Origin of the sequence: Mesorhizobium sp. B2-3-4 (assembly GCF_006442315.1) — a bacterium.
Lineage (GTDB): Bacteria > Pseudomonadota > Alphaproteobacteria > Rhizobiales > Rhizobiaceae > Mesorhizobium.
In genome coordinates, this window is the sequence record NZ_VFVY01000020.1 from 69,878 (window position 1) to 87,989 (window position 18,112).

The following is an 18,112-nucleotide window of genomic DNA, read 5'->3' on the forward strand; positions in this document are numbered from 1 at the left end:
GAGTAACTCCGTGTGGGATGGTGTTGGTTAGGGGATAGCGCATGGGTGGGGATAAAGCTGCAAGAATTCGATGGGTGGCTTTGGGGGAATGGCGACAGGGGTCGACGGCAGGTCTGCTCCCTTGCCCTCAATGCCGGAACTGGACGGTCCCTCTTGCGGCCAAAAGCTGTCGGACGGCAATGCGCCTCATCCCGGACGTTCAAGCAAACTTTGCTCTCACCTGAAAGCGGACGTTCCGCCCCCTCTCACAAGTGGCGGCCTTGGATCTCGCCTTCGCGACTCACGGCTACGTTGCGATAGCCGAGCGCTCATTGTAACAGTTTCGGTGCCTTATCGAATGAGAGCGTCGCAACTTGGCCAAAGTGCCCTTCACAGTCTCCGCACGAGCGGCCCGATTGATCGGGAGGGAAAACGTCGCCACCTCGCAGGGCGCGGTGACCGAGTTGGTCAAGAACGCCTACGACGCGGACGCATCCGTCTCGGCCGTCCTGTTCATGCCACGCTGGGAGACCGTCCCCACCGAACTCGACGACAACGAGCGCCAAGCGCTCAAGGCCGTCCTTCCCGAGACCGACGAGATGTTCGAACTCGTTGGCGGCAGGTGGAAGGCAAAGGACGATTGGACCGCGACACAAGAGTCCGCGATCGCCAACCTGCACTCAAGGGTGCTCGATCTGTGGATCGTCGACAACGGCACAGGCATGTCTGTCAAGACGATCGAGGACCGCTGGATGGTCATCGGTACCGACGCAAAGGATCTCAACGCCACGTCGAAAGGCGGTCGAGTAGTCACCGGTGCGAAAGGAATCGGACGGTTCGCGCTGGATCGGCTAGGGCGCGAGTGCGAGTTGTTCTCTGCCGCAGGGCGAACCGGCGAGATCTCCCACTGGCTGGTGGATTGGTCGGCGTTCGAAGGTACCGGCAAGGTCATCGGCGACGTGGAGGCGGTTCTCGAGTCCGAGCGTCGGCAACTCGTGTCGTTGTATCGGGACTACGGGCTCGAAGACATCTTGCCCAAGAACACTCCCGAGCGCGAAGGCGTGTCGCATCCGATCGATTACTCGACCGGCACCGCGATCAGGATCGGCCTCCTGAACGACATATGGGACGAGAAGGACAGCATCCGGCTCAAGGAAACGCTGGAAGCGCTTCTCCCACCCCACGATCGGGGCGATTTCGACATCTTCGTGCATGACCATCGTGTACCGTTCGAAAGCGGGTTCATCGACAATTTCCCGCCCGACCAGTTCGACTATCGCATGCTAGCCGATGTGACGGCGGACGGCCAAGTGAAAATCACCCTGCAGCGCCAGGAGATCGATTTTGATCGTATCAGCCCGACCTTCTTCGAGCTTCCGGCGATGCAAAAGCCACTATATAGGCGCGCCGACTTCAAAGCCGGCGAGATCACATATTCCAAACCATTGACCGAGTTGATCGACCCCAAGGAAGACCCCCGCCCATTCCTGGACATCGGCCCGTTCTTCTTCACGCTCTATTTCTTCAAGCTCACTAACGCGACCGCCGAGAACCTCGAACGCTTCCCGCAGAAGAACTTTGACGTGGCTGCCCGCAGACGCTGGCTCGCCAATTCTGGCGGCGTACGGCTGTATCGCGACAATTTCCGTGTCCGACCGTTCGGCGAACCGCGATCTCCCGCATATGACTGGCTCTCTATGGGCGAACGTTCGACCCGGAACCCGGCGCAGGCGTCAAGGCCGGGATGGCGCGTGGGGCCCAACCAAGTCGCGGGCACAATCCATCTGACGAAACGTGACAATCCCTCGCTGACCGACCAGTCCAATCGCGAAGGCATTATCAACGAACGTGCGTTCTCCGCCTTCCGCCGAATTGTCATCGCGCTGATCCGGGAATTCGAACGCGATCGCGCCTACGTGCTCCAGCACTTCCAGCAAGCCTTCGAGCTGGACAATCCCGAACCTGCGGAGGTGGAGGAAGGCCGCGCGATCGCCGAAAAGGCCCTGGAAGCGGATAAGTCATCGCTGGCAGGGGATACCACCGAGCCCCAGCTGGACCTGAGGCCCGCGCCATCGGCGCCTGCAGCCGGTAGCAGCGATGACCTGCTCAAGGTCTCCAAGGCATACGGATCGGAGCGGAAGAAGAACGAGGCGCTACGCGACGACATCCAAGTCATGCGGGGCATGGCCACCCTGGGAACAGTCTTGGTCTCATTCACCCACGAACTCCGCCAGATCCGTGCCAATATCGAAACCAGATCCCAGCGCCTTTCGGATGCCATCCAGGACGTTGTGAGCGACGAAAAGCTGGCGGCGGTCGACGAGATGAGCAGCCCGTTCCGTATCCTCGAGCGGCTTAGACTGCAGGACCAGAAGGTAAGCCGATGGGTCAATTTCGCCTTGACGGCCGTCTCACCGGCCAAGCGCCGCAGGCGCCGGATCGATCTAGGAGAATATCTCGCGGGCATGCACACCTACTGGGGTGATTTCCTGACATCCAGATCGATCAAGTTGCAGACCTACGTGGAAAGCGGTGCCGAGTTGAGTGTCCTGGCGCACGAGATCGACCTGGACAGCGTCTTCTACAACCTCGTCAACAATTCGGTCGAGGCTCTCGTCCGCCCCTCCGCCCAGACCAGCCGCGAGATCTCAGTCAGGGTGGTGTCAGGTGAGGACGGCGGGGTCGAGATCCAATACAAGGATAACGGTCCGGGCTTGTCGGCTGAATTCACGACCCGTGACGACATTTTCCTCTTCGGGGTGACCTCGAAGAAGGAGGAAGCGGCCGGGGATGCTGTGGGGACCGGCCTCGGCATGTGGCTGCTCAAGAACGTGGTCGACGAGTATTTCGGCAAGGTCAAACTCGACTGCGAGCCAGGACAGCCGGGCTTCGCGATCCGTATCATGCTGCCGACCTCCGGCACGAATGAATAGGCGCTCGATGGAACAGGACCAGAATGAACTCCCCACGATCGTTTATGTAGACGAGAACCTGGATGCGCTTGAGGACTTCGGTACCGACGCGAAAAAGTCGGGGCTCTTTTCATCGATCGTCCTGCTTAGTCCTGAGCCTCGTCTCGACGATATGATCGCCGCCCTGATGGAATTGAAGTTCGAGGCACTGGTCTCGGATTTCAGGTTGGCCGATGCGGCACCCGTGGACTACAACGGAGCCCAACTGGTCGAACGTTTCGGCCGAGTCAGGCAAGATTTCCCCTGCTTCATCCGGACGTCGTACGAGCGCGAAGCCCTACACGAAGCGGAAGACGTGAACACGGTCTACGCCAAGGAAGACCAGGTTTCGCAGGATATACGCCCGCTGCTCGAACGCGTCGGCTTGCAGGTGACGCGTCACCGCAGGCAGGTGGAGGCCTGGACCGCGGAGTTGTCCGAGCTGCTCGAACAGGACAGGTCCAAGCTTTCGGCCGACGCCATCGACAGGATTCTCGCTCTCGACGCATGGTTGGAATCTGGGCTCGGCTCCGACGATTCCATGCCCGGTCCGTCAAAACGGTCGGTCCTCGAAAATAACGTTTTCGAAGGTCGGCAAGCCTTGATCGCCGAGACCGAGCGTCTCGTCGCCGATATCCGGAAGACGCTGGATGAGTGAGGTATTGGTTGTACGGGGGAGAATGCCGACCCGAACGGCGGTGGCGGCACAGAAAATTTATCAATCATACCGCGCGGATCTGAAACGCGACTTCCAAGGCGCATGCGGATACTGCGGCGACGAAGACGTGCGGGTGGATGCTGTGGTCTTCCACATCGACCACTTCGCGCCCAAGTCGCGGTTCCCCGACCTCGCCGTCTCCTACCACAACCTTGTTTACGCCTGCCGTTATTGCAACGTGAGCAAGTCCGACCATTGGATCGGTAAGGACGCGGCGGTCCATCACGATGGAAAACAGGGGTTCATCGATCCTTGCTCCGAGGACTACGAGAAACATCTTCAGAGGCTGACATCTGGCCGAATAGTCGGAAAGACCGAATTGGGGCGCTACATCGTCGGCAAACTCAAGCTCAACCTGATCCGCCACGAGCTCCTTTGGCAGGCCAGAAGGGCCAGGAAGCTTCGCGACGAAGTGGAAAGGCTTATCGATGAACTCGAGGCGCGCGGCAAAGGCGACGGGTACGGTCACCACGAGTTGTTGAAGCGCTACCGCTCCCTGAGCCGAGCAATCGAGGACTATGAACTTCGTGCCTATGTCTGAAGCGAAGCGGTCTATCCGCTATACCGGCGCGGTTTACACGCCCGAGCCGGTCGCGCGGGCAATCAGTGAGCTGGTCGCCGCCCACTCCACTGGTATCGATGGGCACGTGCTTGAACCGAGCGTCGGCGACGGCGCTTTCCTGTCCGCGCTGGCGCGCACGCTGCCGTCGTACCCCTTCACCGCGGTCGACATCGACAGCGTAGTGATCGAGCGTCTTCGGACCAGGAAGGTCGAGTTTCCCGCGCGGTCGGTATTCCATGCCGGCGATTTCTTGAGCTTCGCTTGCGACCGTCTCGAAGCCGGCCAACCCTCTTTCGGCATGGTCGTCGGCAACCCGCCTTTCATCCGCAAACACAATTTCTCGGGCGAATTCGGCGACCTCGTCGAGCGGTTAGGCGCACTGACGCACTACCCCGCGAAATGGCTCAAGAACAGCTGGGCTGCGTTCCTCGTCGCCTCCGCGCACCTGATCGGCGAGCGCGGACTTGTGGCCTTTGTCTTACCCTACGAGCTGATGACGGTCGCGTACGGTCAGACGGCCCTGTCCCATCTCCTGGAAGTATTCGATCGAATCGACCTTTTTGTTTCCAACGAGCGGGCATTCCCCGAGATCGACCAAGACGCGATCATCCTTTTCGGTCGGAAGGGTCTCGACGACCAGCGGGGCCTTTGGCTGCAGCACGTGGCATCGCTGAGCGACCTGTCGACCGCGACCGAACACCCGGTGTCTTTGGACGAACCTACCGACCTGTCTCTTGAGCTCAACGGTTTCCTGATCAATCGCGGAACCATCGACAGGCTTCGCAGTATGCGATCCGGCGTCTCGCGAATCTCCGATTTTTGTTCGACCGCGCCCGGCATCGTGACCGCAGCAAATGACTTCTTCATTCAGTCAATTGATCGCGTCAACGAGCTTGGTCTGGGCGAATTCGCGCTGCCGATCCTTAAGAGGGGAAGCCTTCCGAAGAAGTCGCCGATATTCACCTCCGCCGACTTCGACGAGTTGGCAGTGCGCGAGCGGAGTCGACTGCTTAAGATCACGGCGCCTAGGGAGAACCTCACGGATGCGGCGCTCTCCTATGTTGTGACGGGCGAACTCCGGAAATTGGACGAGCGCTACAAGTGCCGCAACCGAAAACTCTGGTATAATGTCCCTCTGGTCACGCCGGCAGCAGGTTTCGTGTTCCGGCGATCGCACGAGTTTCCGCGGCTGGTCATCAATGAGGCCGGCGTCTACGTCACGGACAACGTCTACGGCATAACGCCCAAGTCGGAGTGCACCATTCGCGGCATTTGCTATTCGTTCTATAACTCGCTCACGTTCCTGTTCGCCGAGATGGACGGTCGGTTCTACGGAGGCGGGGTATTGGAGCTTTCCCCGGTTGAGTTCCGCAACCTGCCCCTCGCCTATCACGAGCCTACTGACGAGGAATTCGCGGCTTTCCTCGAAGTGCATCGCTCTGGAGACGTCGATGCCATGCTGGATTTCGGCGACGGTTGGCTGGCCCGAAAACTTCAGCTTTCGCCGTCGAACCTGGACGAGCTTCGTCAGGCATGGTCTTCCGTCCGGTCCCATAGACTGCGCCATGGCCGCTCCGGCCCCGAATCGATATCTCAGTCAAACCTTTCGACGGCAATACGTTCGTGAGCGGAAGAGCCAACTTTGTCTGACGGGCGGTGCCTAAGGGCAGCTTTTCGCCAAACGACTCCTATTGACTGGACAGTCAGCAAACGGCCCCTACCAAGACGTTCGAGAACCTGATGCGAGGCGTTGGCACCGAGGCGCCCTCCCCCTCACCCACCCGCCAGCCGCGGCAGCAAAAACACCTCCGCCCCCAGCGGCAGCGTCTTCCCCCACGTATCCCGATAAATCACCCCGTCGATCGCCACGGCGATCCCCTTGTCGATCCACGGCTCAAACGCGGGATACTGTTCAGCCAGTTTCCTGAACAGCTCCCTGATATCCTTGGCCTCGACCTCGACCTTGCTTTGGCCGCCGGCAAGCTGGCTGAGCGCGCCCCAGAGGGTGACTTCGACCATCGCCGGTCGGCCCCGGCCTAGCCCCGTTCCGCCTCGATCGCCGCCAGAATCCGTGGCGGTGACATCGGAATATGCGTCATCCTCACGCCGGCCGCGTTCGAGACCGCATTGGCGATCGCCGCCAGCGGCGGCACGATCGAGGTTTCGCCGACGCCGCGCACGCCATAGGGGTGGTTGGGGTTGGGGATTTCCAGGATCTGGGTGTCGATCATCGGCAGGTCGGAGCAGACGGGGATGCGGTAGTCGAGGAAGCCGGCGTTCTGCAGCCTTCCGTCCTTGCCGTAGATATACTCCTCGTTGAGCGCCCAGCCTATGCCTTGCGCGGCACCGCCCTGGTACTGACCCTCGACATAGGTCGGGTGCACGGCCTTGCCGGCATCCTGCACCACCGTATAGCGGATCACCCTGGTCGCGCCCGTCTCGGGGTCGACCTCGACGTCGCATATATGGGTGGCGAAGGAGACGCCGGCGCCGTCGGCGACGAGCTCGCTATGGCCGGCGATCGGCCCGCCCGTCGTGCCCGACTTGGCGGCGATATCCCTCAGCGACAGCTTGCCGAGATTGCCGTATTTGTCGCCCTTGGCCACCGCGTGGCCCTGTTCCCAGACGACATCGTCGACCGGAATGTCCCACATCTGCGCGGCGCGGTCGCGCAGGATCTTGATCGCGTTGCGGGCGGCCGAGATGGTGGCCATCGAGGAGGAGAAGGTGCCGCGGCTGCCGTCGGTCATGTCGTTGTAGCCGAGGCTCGACGTGTCGGCGACCACGGCCTTGAGCTGGGCATAGTCGATGCCCAGTTCCTCCGCCGCCACCAGCGACAGCGAGGCGCGGGACCCGCCGACGTCCACCGTGCCGACGGCCAGCGAGACGGAGCCGTCCATGCCGATGTTGAGATCGACGCAGGTCTGGCCGCCGAAATTGAACCAGAAGCCGCAGGCCATGCCGCGCCCCTGGTTTTGCTTGAGCGGCGCCTTCATGTGCGGATGCGCCTTCACCGCCTCCAGCGTCGGGCCGATGCCGATCGGCCCGTAGACCGGGCCGTAGGACGAGCGTGTGCCTTCCTGGGCGGCGTTCTTGATGCGGAACTCGACCGGATCGATGCCGATCTCCTTGGCGAGCTCGTCGACCGCACTTTCCACCGCGAAGGCCGCCATCGGTGCCGAAGGCGCGCGGTAGGCGGCGGTCTTGGGCCGGTTGACCAGCACTTCGAAGCCCACCGTCTTGACGTTGTCTAGACGATAGCAGGCGAAGGCCGTCATGGCGCCGATCTCTGCCCAGGACCCGGCATAGGGGCCTGCGGAATAGCGCAGCGTCGCCTCGGCGGCGGTGATGGTGCCGTCCTTGCGGGCGCCGATCTTGACGTCGATCGAGGTGGCGCTGGTCGGGCCCGAGGCGCGGAACACCTCGTCGCGCGTCATGACGAGCTTCACCGGGCGGCCGGCCTTGCGCGACAGGGCAAGCGCCACCGGCTCGGCCCAGACATGGGTCTTGCCGCCGAAACCGCCGCCGATCTCCGAGGAGGTGACGCGCAGCTTCGAGGCTTCAAGCCCCAGCAGCTGGGCGCAATGCTGGCGGTAGACGAAATGGCCCTGCGTGCACACCCACAGCTCCGCCGTGCCGTCGAGATTGACGCTCGCCACGCAGGCATGCGGCTCGATATAGCCCTGATGCGTCTGCTCGGTCTTGAACGAGCGCTCGACGATGAAATCGGCGGCTCCAAAACCCTGATGCACGTCGCCATGGCCGAACTGGCTGCGCTTGGTGACGTTGGACGGTTTGACCGGCTTTTCCTCCAGCCCCTCGGTGAAAATGGCGTCGTTGATCAGCGGGGCATGGTGCTGCATGGCCTCGTCGACATCGGTGACGTGCGCCAGCACCTCATAGTCGATCTCGATCAGCTTCAGCGCCTGCCTGGCGGTGCGGGCGTCGATCGCGGCGACCGCGGCCACCGCATGGCCGTCATAGAGCGCCTTGGTGCGCGCCATGCAATTGTCGAGGATGTCGTACATGCCGGCATCGCCATTGGTCAGGTCCGGCAGGTCTTTCGCCGTGATCACCGCTTTCACGCCGGCGAGCTTTTCGGCCTTCGACGTGTCGATCTTCCTGATCAGCGCATGCGCGTGCGGGCTCCGCAGCACGCGGCCCACCAGTTGGCCGGCCATGTTGAAGTCGGCGCCATAGCGGGCGCGGCCGGTCACCTTGTCGACGCCGTCGGGGCGGATCGGACGGGTGCCGACGGAAGAGAAATTGCGCCCGGAGTAACGCGGATCGAAATTCATCTCAGGCTCCCTTCATCACCTGTGCCGCGTCCTGGACGGCGCGCACGATCTTGTCATAGCCGGTGCAGCGGCACAGGTTGCCGGCCAGCCCGAAGCGGATTTCCTCCTCGGTCGGGTCCGGGTTCTTGGCCAGGAGATCCTTGGCCGCGATCAGGAAACCCGGCGTGCAGATGCCGCATTGCAGGGCCGCATGCTCGAGGAACTTCTGCTGCAGCGTGTGCAGCTTCTCGCCATGCGCCATGCCCTCGACGGTCTCGATGCGGCGGCCTTCGGCTTCCGCGCCCAGCACCAGGCACGAACACACCAGCCTGTCGTCGAGAATTATCGAGCAGGCGCCGCAGTCGCCGGTGCCGCAGCCTTCCTTGGCGCCGGTGAGACCCAGCCGGTCGCGCAGCACATCAAGCAAGGGCTCGTCGGGCTGGCAGAGATACTCGACCGCGTCGCCGTTGATGACAGTTGATACCGCTACGCCAGCCATCATTTGCCTCCCGCGCGCGCATAGGCAGTGGTGGCGGCCCGCCTGGCCAGCACGCCCGCAACCTTGCGCCTGAATTCGATTGTGCCCCGCTTGTCGTCGATCGGGCGGCAGGCGCCCGAGCAGATCCTGGCCAGCCGCTCGAGCGCGGCCTCGTCGAGCTTGCGCCCGATCAGCGCCTCGGCGGCCTCTTCCACCAGCAACACGGTGGGTGCCGCCGCGCCCAGCGCCACGCGCGCCGCCTTGACGACGCCTTGCTCGTCCAGCGTCAGGTTCACGCCGGCGCTGACCACGGCGATGTCCATTTCGGTGCGCGGAATGAACCTGAGATAAGCATCGCCCGAATGCGCCGCCCGCTTGCCGAGCAGGATCGCCTCAATGATCTCGCCCTTGGCGAGCGATGTCTTGCCGGGCCCCGTCGGCACGATCTCGACGGCGACGGTGCGCGTACCCGACGGGCCGACGACCACCGCCTTCGCGCCCGCCGCCACCAGCGCCGGCACACTGTCGGCCGCCGGCGAGGCGTTGCACAGATTGCCGGTGATGGTGCAGCGCCCCTGCACCTGCTTGGAACCGATCAGCTTGGCCGCCTCGACCACGCCGGGCCAGGCCTTCTTCAAGGCAGCGTTCTCGCCCAGCACCGCGCAAGGCACGGCAGCACCGATGCTGAAGCCCTCGGCCGTCTCCCGGATTTCGGACAGGCCGGCTATGCCCTTGATATCGACGATCAGCTCGGGTTCGACAAAGCCGCCCTTCATCCGCACCAGCAGGTCGCTGCCTCCGGCGAGAATGGCGGCCGGGCCGACCGCCCTGGCCAATTGGCCGACGGCATCTTCGATTGAAAGCGGACGTATGTAGCGCATCGTCTCCCCTTGGTATCGCGATCTCGCCGACCGTTATAAACAATCACCTCATAAAGGCCATCCGGTTCGTGGGCCGAGGCGATTGGGCCAGATGCCGCAGGATGGAGGCTCGGATCGCGCTCGGCGGGCAAGCGCCGCGCGGTGTCAGCGGCGGGGCAAATAGACATAGGGGCGGCGGACCGCGTCCATCCTGCCGCCGACATTGAAAAGATAGTCGGCCACCTGCAGCATCGCCTTGTATTTGGGTGTCTTGGCGATCATCGGCGTCACTTCGAGCAGTCCGTGGAAATCCTCGCACAGCCTGGCGAGGTCGCCGATCAGGTTGAAGGCCGCGAACTGGGCATAGCCAAGTCCCGGATCGGTCTCGACGCAGATGCCGTCGATCTGCTGAAGCATGCACATATAGCGCAGCGCCGCGCTGGGATGGGTCGCGGTGTTGGGATCGCGCGGCCCTTGCTTGAGTTCGGCGTCCACGGCGAACACCGCGCATGCGGCGGCCAGCATGCAGAGCCGGTGGATCAGGTTCGTTTCCGGCCCGGCCATGGCGCCCGCGGGGTCGTAGCCGCGCAGGATCTGCTGTGTCGCGAAGCTGACGGCGAACTGGTCCGCCTGCAACTCGAAGGCCTGCAGGATGTGCGGCCATGGCATGCCCTCGATCGCGGCGCCGTCGGCGCGCCGCGGCGAATGCTCGTCCAGCCTGCCGGCCTGGCCCATGGCGGACACGATATCGACATGGCCGAGCAGGATGTGCGCCCATTCGTGCACCCAGATCAGCCGGACAAGGTCCGACAGCGCCATATAGCCGCCATAGGCCGCACCCTGCTTCATCGGATCGGGAAAACCCTTGGCGACCTCATCGGCCTGCGCCCAGCCGGGCGTGGCAAGGCGGCGCAGCAGGCGCACCAGTTGCACGTCGCGCGCGGGCTCCGGCTGCGGGTCCGGATCGACGACCCGCCGCAGCGCCGGCGTCAGCCGGTCGCAGATGCAGGTCATGCGCGCGACATGGCCGCCGTCCAGCGCGGCGACGGCGCCGCTCTCCATGACGCCGGCAAATGCGGTGGCGTCCAGCCGGTCGACATAGAAGGACGCGCAGCGCAGCCGCTTGCCATCTTCGCGCACATGGTCGCGGCTGTCGAAATGATCCGCGTCGGCCATGGTGACCGGCAGCAGATGCAGCCCCAGATACGCCCCGTCGGCCAGCGACAGGATGTCGGCCGGATCGACGCCGACGGCATCGAGCCCGGCGGGCGCTTCGTCGGCATCCATGACGAAGCGGAACCCGGCGTCGTCCGCTCCGGCCCCGGGATCGCTCATACCAGGGCCTGGCCGATGGCCAGCGCGATCGCCGGCTGCGCCAGATATTTCTCGATCGAATGGGCATCCTCGTAGCCATTGTCGAGGTTGGCCAGGTTGGTCAGCTTGGCCGGGCCGAACGTGTCGGCGTCGAGTTGCGGCTGCAAGGCCACGAAATCCTCCTTGTCGGCGCCGTTCAGCCATTTCGAGGCAATAGGTGGCGTGATGAAAGGCGGCTGGATCCGGTCGCGCACCATGCGGATGCCGAGCGGCGAGCCGAGCGTCACGAACAGCGGCAATTGCGGCGCTTCCGGCATCTGGCGCAACAGCACATAGGACACGATGGTGCCGAGCGAATGGCTGACGATGACCGTCTGCCCGGGGTCGGCCAGATCGCCGAAAACCTGGCCGCGAACCAGCGCGTTGATCTTGTCGTAGACGCCCGGCTTGTTGAGGTAGGTCGCGGCCTGCCGCAGGAATTTCTCGGCAAGTCCGCCGCTGGCGCCCGGAATGACCTTCTCGAGCGCCCGCGTGATGGCCTTGAGCCAGCTCTTGTGGATGCCGGCCGCCATGCGGCTGGCCTGCTTCTGCTCACCCGGCCGCAGTTCCGCTTCGACCTGCGCGTCGCTGATGTTGTGGGCGCGCTGCAGTTCGAGATAGAGCGCGGCAAGATCGTTCGGCGCATAATCGGTGTTCGGCCCTCCGGCCGCCATCGCCGCGACGGCCTCGGCGCCGCCGTCCCATGATTGCTCCTCGGCGTAGAGAACATCGGCGTAGTAGGCGGTGCGTATCTCCACATCGTCCCACCAGCTATCCGCGAGCCTGCCCAGCGTGCCCCGGAACGCGCTGGACCAGCTGGCCTCGATCTGGGCCTTGGTCAGGTCCTGGTTGTTGATGCCGTGTACGAAGACGAGACGCCGCATATTGCTCCCTCCAGCAGGCTGGATATCAGGCTTTCGACGGATTCACGATGACATAGCCGAAATGGTCGGCGAGCCTTTCCAATGCCGACCCGGGCAGCACCACGGCCGCCGCCCCGACCAGCTCTGCCGCCACGTCGCGCAGCACTTGCGGCACGTCGAGATGATCGGCGTCGGCGAGAAGCTGCCAGCCCTGACGATGGATCGGGAACAGGCCCCAGACCCGGACGGATTTTCTGGCGGCGAAGGCGGCGTTTGCGTAATAGGGACGGCTTTCGTCCGTATCGGCCTCGACGGCCGGCAAGTCGGCGATGACCTGCCACCTCCCATTGCGCTGCTGCCACGTCATCGCAGTAGCCGAAAGCGCGGCAAGATCGAACGGCAGACCATAGCCGGCCATGTAATTGGCGGTGCGCACGATGTTGTCGTCATCGCCGGCGAACCGGTAGAGATAGCCCGCCCGGATACCGTCATTGGGATGCTCCTCCTTGAGCAAACGCCTGCTGTCGCCGAGCTTTTTTGCGTCCGATACCCGGCTTGTTGCCCCCGGGCCCATCCGTGCACCGGAGCTCAGCGAAACGTCCCAATCACCAAAATAGCGAGGGCGCATCAGGACCTCCCCCGGCAATTCCTCAAGCAGGGCTGAGACCGTATTCCGCAGGCAGGGAGCAAGTGTCCAGCCATGCTCTTGCCGCATGAACAACGGCAGGTCGCGAATCCTCGCCGACGGCACATAGTTCCAGCCGAAAAGCACTCGCGAAAAAGCATTGGCTCCCGCCTTCGGGACAGCGACAGGACCATTCCCATCGAAGACGACATGGGGCACTTCGGCATGCAGTAAGGCATCCGCGAGTTGGCTCGCCCGCTGCAGCGATCGCCGGAACCCGGCGGCCGCGTCCGGTTCCGGCTCGAACTGCATGCGTGCCACGCGTTTGCCCGCGCGAGGTTTTGGCTTCAGCAGCTCCGACAGGTCGATTTCGATCCGTGGTTTCGGCACGCCTTCGTCCGGAGCCGGCAGTTGAATGCCGCGAAGGATTTCCGCGAGCGCTTCCCAATCGAAATCGCCAGAAGAAGCACCTCCGCCAAACCCGCCTCCATCCGGCAGGGATATTTTGCCGGGCAGGTCGATACGGCCGGGCACAAAAGGCTTGTCGGGTAGCGTCACCTGGCCCGGCAGGTCCTTTCCAGGCAGCGTGGTCTTGGCGGGCGGATCGATGCTGCCGGGCCAGTTGTTGCGCCGGAAGACGTCCTCGATGATCTTCTTGATGTCGACCGTGTCCGGCGCCGTCGCGGGCTTGCCCACGCCGAAGCCTTCATTGGCCCGCGAAAGCTGTCGAAGGATCTCGGTCACCGTGGTCACGGGCAGCGTGACGCGGTCGCCCTGCTGTTGCTGTTGCTGCTGCTGTTGTTGCTGTTGCTGCTGTTCCTGGATCGGCGGAACCACCGGGCCGGGTCGCAAGATATCGTAGTAATTGTGGAATGCGCGGATGCCGGCCTGGTTGTCGGGCTCCATCGTCTCTTTGAGTTCGGCCGCGCGCTTCGGCACTTCCGCGTCGAGATAGTCGGCAAGCGCGTCGTTGGAGATGACCGGCTTGAACGGATGGAACTCGCTGTCGATCACATCGGGGACCTTGCCCTCCAAGGCATCGCAAAGCACCGAGGAGAACAGGCAATAGGGCTCGGCGCCGTCCACCGCCTTGACCTGGAACGAATAGGCCCCGGCCGTGGTCGCGCGAAACAGATCGGTCTGCAATCCGACCGCCTTGCCCTTCCTGGTCATCACCGCGTTCGCCACGAAGCCGAGGCCATCCTGGTGAACGTTGCGGCAGGCGTCGGCGATGATGACCAACTGTCCCTTTTTCAGCTGTTGGCTGGTCGCGCCGATGCCGTAATTCTTCAGCCCTTCCATGAACTGCATGACGCCGACGCATTCGCCGCTGTCCTTGCCGGCATGGGTCAGCAGCCAGAACTCCTCGGCCGTAGAACGGACGACGCCGTGCCCGGCGAAATAGACGACGAGACGATCGATGATCGTCGTGTCGAGCAGGTCGGTGATCGCGGTGCGCAGCCGCTCGACGGTGACGGCGGCGCCGGGCTTGCCGCCAACCGGCGCATCGGTGATCTCGACAACCTTGTAGTTTCGCCCGTCGCCCGGCCCCCTCGCCCAGTCGGCGATGCGCCGGGCGCTGGTCAGCGTACCGGGCAGCGCCTCGTAAGGCGGATCATAGTTGGATACCGCGATGACCACCATCGCCTTGCGAATGGGTTTGAAGTCAGGCATGTCGATAGCCACCAAGCCAATCGTTCGACAGTACTGTGGCCTTCAGTCGAAGCAAGAAAATTATTGGCTTGCGCCAGCCGGACCTCTTGCTTCTATTGCCGCAAACTTCACCCGATATTTGAGGCCGCGATCCCGCTTTAGCCGGAAGCTGGGCGGACATGCTGTTCCAGGGCCGCAACAACGGCACGGATGTGACCGCCGCTTATCTGATCACCGAAGTCTATACGCTGGAGCGGTTCAAGGCGCTCTGCCCAGCCGCGTGCGCTAGCCTCTGGCCAGCGGATTGCAGCAAGTCTGGCCCGCTGAAGCCCCCGCGTTTGGACCGTGGCCCGCGCCGCCGTTTGCCGATAGCAATCGGCATCGGTTTCTGACCCGGGTGGCCGGGCACGTTTTGACAGGAATGCGACGGAGGCCAACAGCATGACCCTGACCAATCGCGACATCGTCGAACTGACCGAGTGGCGGCGCAGCCTGCACCGGCAGCCGGAAATCTCCAACGAGGAGGAGAAGACGGCGCAAGCGGTTGTCGCCTTCCTCGCCGACACCGGGCCGGACAAGGTGCTGACCGGCCTCGGCGGCCATGGCGTCGCGGCGGTCTATGACAGCGGCAAAAACGGACCGACCGTCCTGTTTCGCTCCGAACTCGACGCGCTGCCGATCGAGGAATTGTCCGGCGTGCCGCATTCATCGCAAGTGCCTGGAAAGTCGCATATGTGCGGCCATGACGGGCATACGGCGATCCTGGCCTCGCTTGGCCGCCAGTTCGGCCGTGAGCGGCCGGCCAGCGGCCGCGTCGTCCTGATGTTCCAGCCGGCCGAGGAAACCGGCAATGGCGCCGCCGGCGTCGTCGCCGATCCCCGCTTTGGCGAGATCGCGCCCGATTTCGCCTTTTCGCTGCACAATCTGCCCGGCGTGCCGTTCGGCGAGGTCAGGTTGAAGCCCGGCGTGGTCAATTGCGCCTCGCGCGGCATGCGCATCATGCTCGAAGGCAAGACCGCCCACTCTTCGATGCCCGAGACCGGCATTTCGCCGATGAAGGCGATTTCCGAGCTGATGCCGGCCTTGCCCGCGCTCGGCCGCGCCACCTTCGCCGACGACGATTTCGCCATGGTCACGGTCACCCATGCCGCCATGGGCGAAGCCGTGTTCGGTATAGCGCCAGCCCATGCCGAGGTCTGGGCGACGCTGCGCACTCGCCGCGACGAGCGCATGGCGGACCTGTGTGCCGCCGCCGAAACGCTGGTCAAGGAGATTGCCGGCCGTCACGGCCTCGCCGCCCGCTCGGACTACCACGAGATCTTCGTCGCCAGCGTCAACGCGCCGGACGCGGTCGAGCACCTGCGGCGTGCGCTCGATGAAGAGAGCGTCGCGCATGGCGATGAAGCGCTGCCGATGCGCGCCTCGGAGGATTTCGGCCTGTTCGGCCACAGCGCCTCGTCGGCGATGTTCTTCCTCGGCGCCGGCGAACGTCACCCGGCGCTGCACAATCCCGATTATGACTTTCCCGACGACCTTATCCCGATCGGCTCGAAGATCTTCATGCGCACTGCGCGCAATCTTCTGGGCTGATTTTCAGCGGAAGCCGGCCAGCACCGTCGCCAGCACCGCCACGCCCTGCCGCAAGGCATCGGCATGGAGCCCGGCATAGCCCAGGATGAACCCAGCCGTCGCCGGTTGCGGCCCCGCCGGGTCGTAGAGCGGCGACACCGGGTGGAGGCCGATGCCGGCGGCCTGCGCGGCCGCAACGATGGCGCCAACGCGCCCGGCGCCGACGCCGTTCACCCAGATGACGACGTGCAGACCGGTATCGGCGCCCTCGACGGTGACCGACGCGCCGAGCCTGTCCGCCAGCGCCCGCAGCAGCAGCGCCCTTCGCTCGGCGTTCTTCCTTCTGATGGCGCGCACATGGCGCTCATAGGCGCCGCTCGCCAGCATGTCGGCCAGCGCCTCCTGTTCGAGCAGCGGCGAGTGCCGGTCCGTCAGCCGCTTGGCCGCGCTGAAAGCCTGGCGCAGGCCGGCGGGAACGACGAGGTAGCCGAGCCGCAGCGTCGGCGACAGCGTCTTCGACAGCGTGCCGGCATAGATCACCATATCCGCGTCCAGCGTCTGCAATGGCGGGATCGGGGCGACGTCGTAGCGGTATTCGCCGTCATAGTCGTCCTCGACGACATAAGCGCCTTCCCGCGCCGCCCAGGCCAGCAGCGCGCGGCGGCGCGTCGCCGACAGGATGCCGCCGAGCGGAAACTGGTGCGAGGGGGTTACATAGGCGAGTCGCGCCGGCGGCAGCGCATCCGTCCTCAGCCCGTCGCCGTCGACGGCAATGGGGATGGCGGCACCGCCCGCCGCGGCGAAGGCCTGGCGGGCAAGCAGGTAGCCAGGGTTCTCGATGACGAAGCGGTCACCGGCGTCGAGCAGCAGCCGGGCACAAAGATCGAGCCCCTGCTGCGAGCCGTTGACGATGACGATCCGGTCCGGCGTGCAGCTAATGCCGCGCGCCCGCCAGAGATAGCCTTGCAGCGCCGCGCGCAGGTCGGCCGATCCCTGCGGATCGCCATAGGCCAGCCGCGCGCCGCGCCGCACGCTCGCCCTGTTCATCGCCCGCCGCCAGGCCAGCACCGGGAAATCGGCGCCCGACAGGTCGCCATAGCGGAAATCCGCGATCCGCGCCGGCTGCGCCAGGGCTGGTACCGGCAGGCCAGCCAGGCGTTGCGCGAAGGCCGAGAGGTGTCGGGGCGCGGCCGCGATTGCGGGTTTGGGTGCCGCCGCGCGCCCCAGCCCTTGCGCCACTTCGGCACGCGCCCCGGCCCGCGAGGTCAGGTATCCCTCGGCGATGAGCTGGCCGTACGCCGCCGTCACCGTCGTGCGCGACGCCCCCCATTCGGCGGCGAAGAGCCGGGTCGACGGCAGGCGGTCGCCCGGCCGATAGGCACCATTGTGGATCTGCTCCTTGATATCGGCGACGATGCGGCGCGCGGCGCCGTCGCCAGTCAACTTGGTCATCTCAACTGGACCACCTAAACTCTTCGAAACTGGATATTTCCAACAGGCCAGATTGTCTGGCATCTGTCGCTGCAACGCAAGACGTTCGAAAACGCGAGGAGTTCGAAAATGTACACGCCGCCCGCCTTCCGCGACGACGACAGGGACAGCCTCATGGCGACGGTCCGCGCCGCGCGGCTGGCGAACCTCGTCACCGCCACGGCGGACGGGCCGCTCGCCACCCCGCTGCCGCTTTTTCTCGACGAGACCGAGGGCGAGCACGGCGTCATCCATGGCCATCTGGCCAGGGCCAACCCGCAGTGGCGCGTTCCCGCGAGTGGCGACGGCCTCGCCATCTTCATGGGGCCGGACGCGTATGTGACGCCGGCCTGGTACGCGACCAAGCAGGAAACCGGCAAGGTCGTGCCGACCTGGAACTACGCCGCCGTCCACGCCTATGGGCCGGTCGAGTTCTTCGACGATGCCGACAGGCTGCTCGAAGTCGTCACGCGGCTGACCAACCTGCATGAGGGCACGCGCGCCACACCCTGGGCGGTGTCGGACGCGCCGCCCGATTTCATTCAGTCGCAGCTTCGCGGCATTGTCGGCCTGCGCATGCGGGTCACCAGGCTGGAGGGCAAGCGCAAGATGAGCCAGAACCGCAACGCGGCCGACCGTGCCGGCGTGGTCGCGGGGCTGGCGGCGAGCGAGCGGCCATCCGACCGCGAGGTCGCTGCCCTGATCCCGTCGTGATTGACCGGCACCTCATTCGGATGCGGCGTCTTGCGGCGAC

15 protein-coding genes are annotated in these 18,112 nt (G+C 64.4%); 7 read left to right on the plus strand and 8 right to left on the minus strand.

Annotated elements, in window-relative coordinates; all coding sequences use genetic code 11:
• The first annotated feature begins 395 nt into the window (after window positions 1-395).
• From FJ967_RS25730 to FJ967_RS25745, 4 genes are read left to right on the plus strand one after another with little or no spacing between them, the layout of a single operon-like run.
• Window positions 396-2,912 (plus strand): ATP-binding protein, encoded by a 2,517-nt coding sequence (locus tag FJ967_RS25730; protein WP_181176143.1) that lies wholly within the window; start codon window positions 396-398, stop codon window positions 2,910-2,912.
• A gap of 7 nt (window positions 2,913-2,919) precedes the next feature.
• Complete coding sequence (locus FJ967_RS25735) at window positions 2,920-3,588, plus strand: hypothetical protein (protein WP_140735073.1); 669 nt, start codon at window positions 2,920-2,922, stop codon at window positions 3,586-3,588.
• Window positions 3,581-4,189, plus strand: a complete 609-nt coding sequence (locus tag FJ967_RS25740; protein ID WP_140735075.1) for an HNH endonuclease — start codon at window positions 3,581-3,583, stop codon at window positions 4,187-4,189. Before FJ967_RS25735 ends, FJ967_RS25740 begins: the two co-directional genes overlap by 8 nt.
• Entirely contained in the window at window positions 4,182-5,837 is a 1,656-nt protein-coding gene (locus tag FJ967_RS25745) for a hypothetical protein (protein WP_140735077.1), read from the plus strand. The genes FJ967_RS25740 and FJ967_RS25745 overlap by 8 nt, the downstream gene beginning before the upstream one ends.
• Before the next feature lie 146 nt (window positions 5,838-5,983).
• On the opposite strand, the gene FJ967_RS25750 is transcribed toward FJ967_RS25745, so the two are convergent.
• The 7 genes from FJ967_RS25750 to FJ967_RS25780 all read right to left on the minus strand — a co-directional run bounded on the left by FJ967_RS25750 (window position 5,984) and on the right by FJ967_RS25780 (window position 14,340).
• Window positions 5,984-6,229 carry a MoaD/ThiS family protein gene (locus FJ967_RS25750; protein WP_140735078.1) on the minus strand — a complete coding sequence of 82 codons (246 nt, stop codon included), beginning with the start codon at window positions 6,227-6,229 and terminating at the stop codon, window positions 5,984-5,986.
• 17 nt (window positions 6,230-6,246) lie between these two features.
• The gene (locus tag FJ967_RS25755; protein ID WP_140735080.1) at window positions 6,247-8,508 is read right to left on the minus strand and encodes a xanthine dehydrogenase family protein molybdopterin-binding subunit; all 2,262 of its coding nucleotides are present in this window, start codon (window positions 8,506-8,508) and stop codon (window positions 6,247-6,249) included.
• Window position 8,509: 1 nt separating this feature from the next.
• On the minus strand, window positions 8,510-8,986 hold the full coding sequence (locus tag FJ967_RS25760) for a (2Fe-2S)-binding protein (protein WP_140735082.1): 477 nt from the start codon (window positions 8,984-8,986) through the stop codon (window positions 8,510-8,512).
• Entirely contained in the window at window positions 8,986-9,846 is an 861-nt protein-coding gene (locus tag FJ967_RS25765; protein WP_140735084.1) for a xanthine dehydrogenase family protein subunit M, read from the minus strand. The genes FJ967_RS25760 and FJ967_RS25765 overlap by 1 nt, the downstream gene beginning before the upstream one ends.
• Before the next feature lie 144 nt (window positions 9,847-9,990).
• The gene (locus FJ967_RS25770; RefSeq protein WP_140735086.1) at window positions 9,991-11,160 is read right to left on the minus strand and encodes a hypothetical protein; all 1,170 of its coding nucleotides are present in this window, start codon (window positions 11,158-11,160) and stop codon (window positions 9,991-9,993) included.
• Window positions 11,157-12,062, minus strand: coding sequence for a hypothetical protein (locus FJ967_RS25775; protein ID WP_140735088.1), 906 nt, complete (start codon window positions 12,060-12,062; stop codon window positions 11,157-11,159). The genes FJ967_RS25770 and FJ967_RS25775 overlap by 4 nt, the downstream gene beginning before the upstream one ends.
• 25 nt (window positions 12,063-12,087) lie before the next feature.
• Window positions 12,088-14,340, minus strand: coding sequence for a caspase family protein (locus FJ967_RS25780; protein ID WP_140735090.1), 2,253 nt, complete (start codon window positions 14,338-14,340; stop codon window positions 12,088-12,090).
• A 158-nt stretch (window positions 14,341-14,498) separates the two neighbouring features.
• Here FJ967_RS25780 and FJ967_RS25785 point away from each other — a divergent pair, with 158 nt between their 5' ends.
• Window positions 14,499-14,711, plus strand: a complete 213-nt coding sequence (locus FJ967_RS25785; protein WP_140735091.1) for a hypothetical protein — start codon at window positions 14,499-14,501, stop codon at window positions 14,709-14,711.
• 49 nt (window positions 14,712-14,760) lie between these two features.
• Complete coding sequence (locus FJ967_RS25790) at window positions 14,761-15,909, plus strand: amidohydrolase (protein WP_140735093.1); 1,149 nt, start codon at window positions 14,761-14,763, stop codon at window positions 15,907-15,909.
• A gap of 3 nt (window positions 15,910-15,912) precedes the next feature.
• On the opposite strand, the gene FJ967_RS25795 is transcribed toward FJ967_RS25790, so the two are convergent.
• A complete protein-coding gene (locus FJ967_RS25795) occupies window positions 15,913-17,340 on the minus strand; it encodes a PLP-dependent aminotransferase family protein (RefSeq protein ID WP_140735095.1) in 1,428 nt (475 codons plus the stop codon).
• 108 nt (window positions 17,341-17,448) lie between these two features.
• Between FJ967_RS25795 and FJ967_RS25800 the strand changes: the two genes are divergently transcribed.
• A complete protein-coding gene (locus FJ967_RS25800) occupies window positions 17,449-18,072 on the plus strand; it encodes an FMN-binding negative transcriptional regulator (RefSeq protein WP_140735097.1) in 624 nt (207 codons plus the stop codon).
• Window positions 18,073-18,112 lie beyond the last annotated feature (40 nt).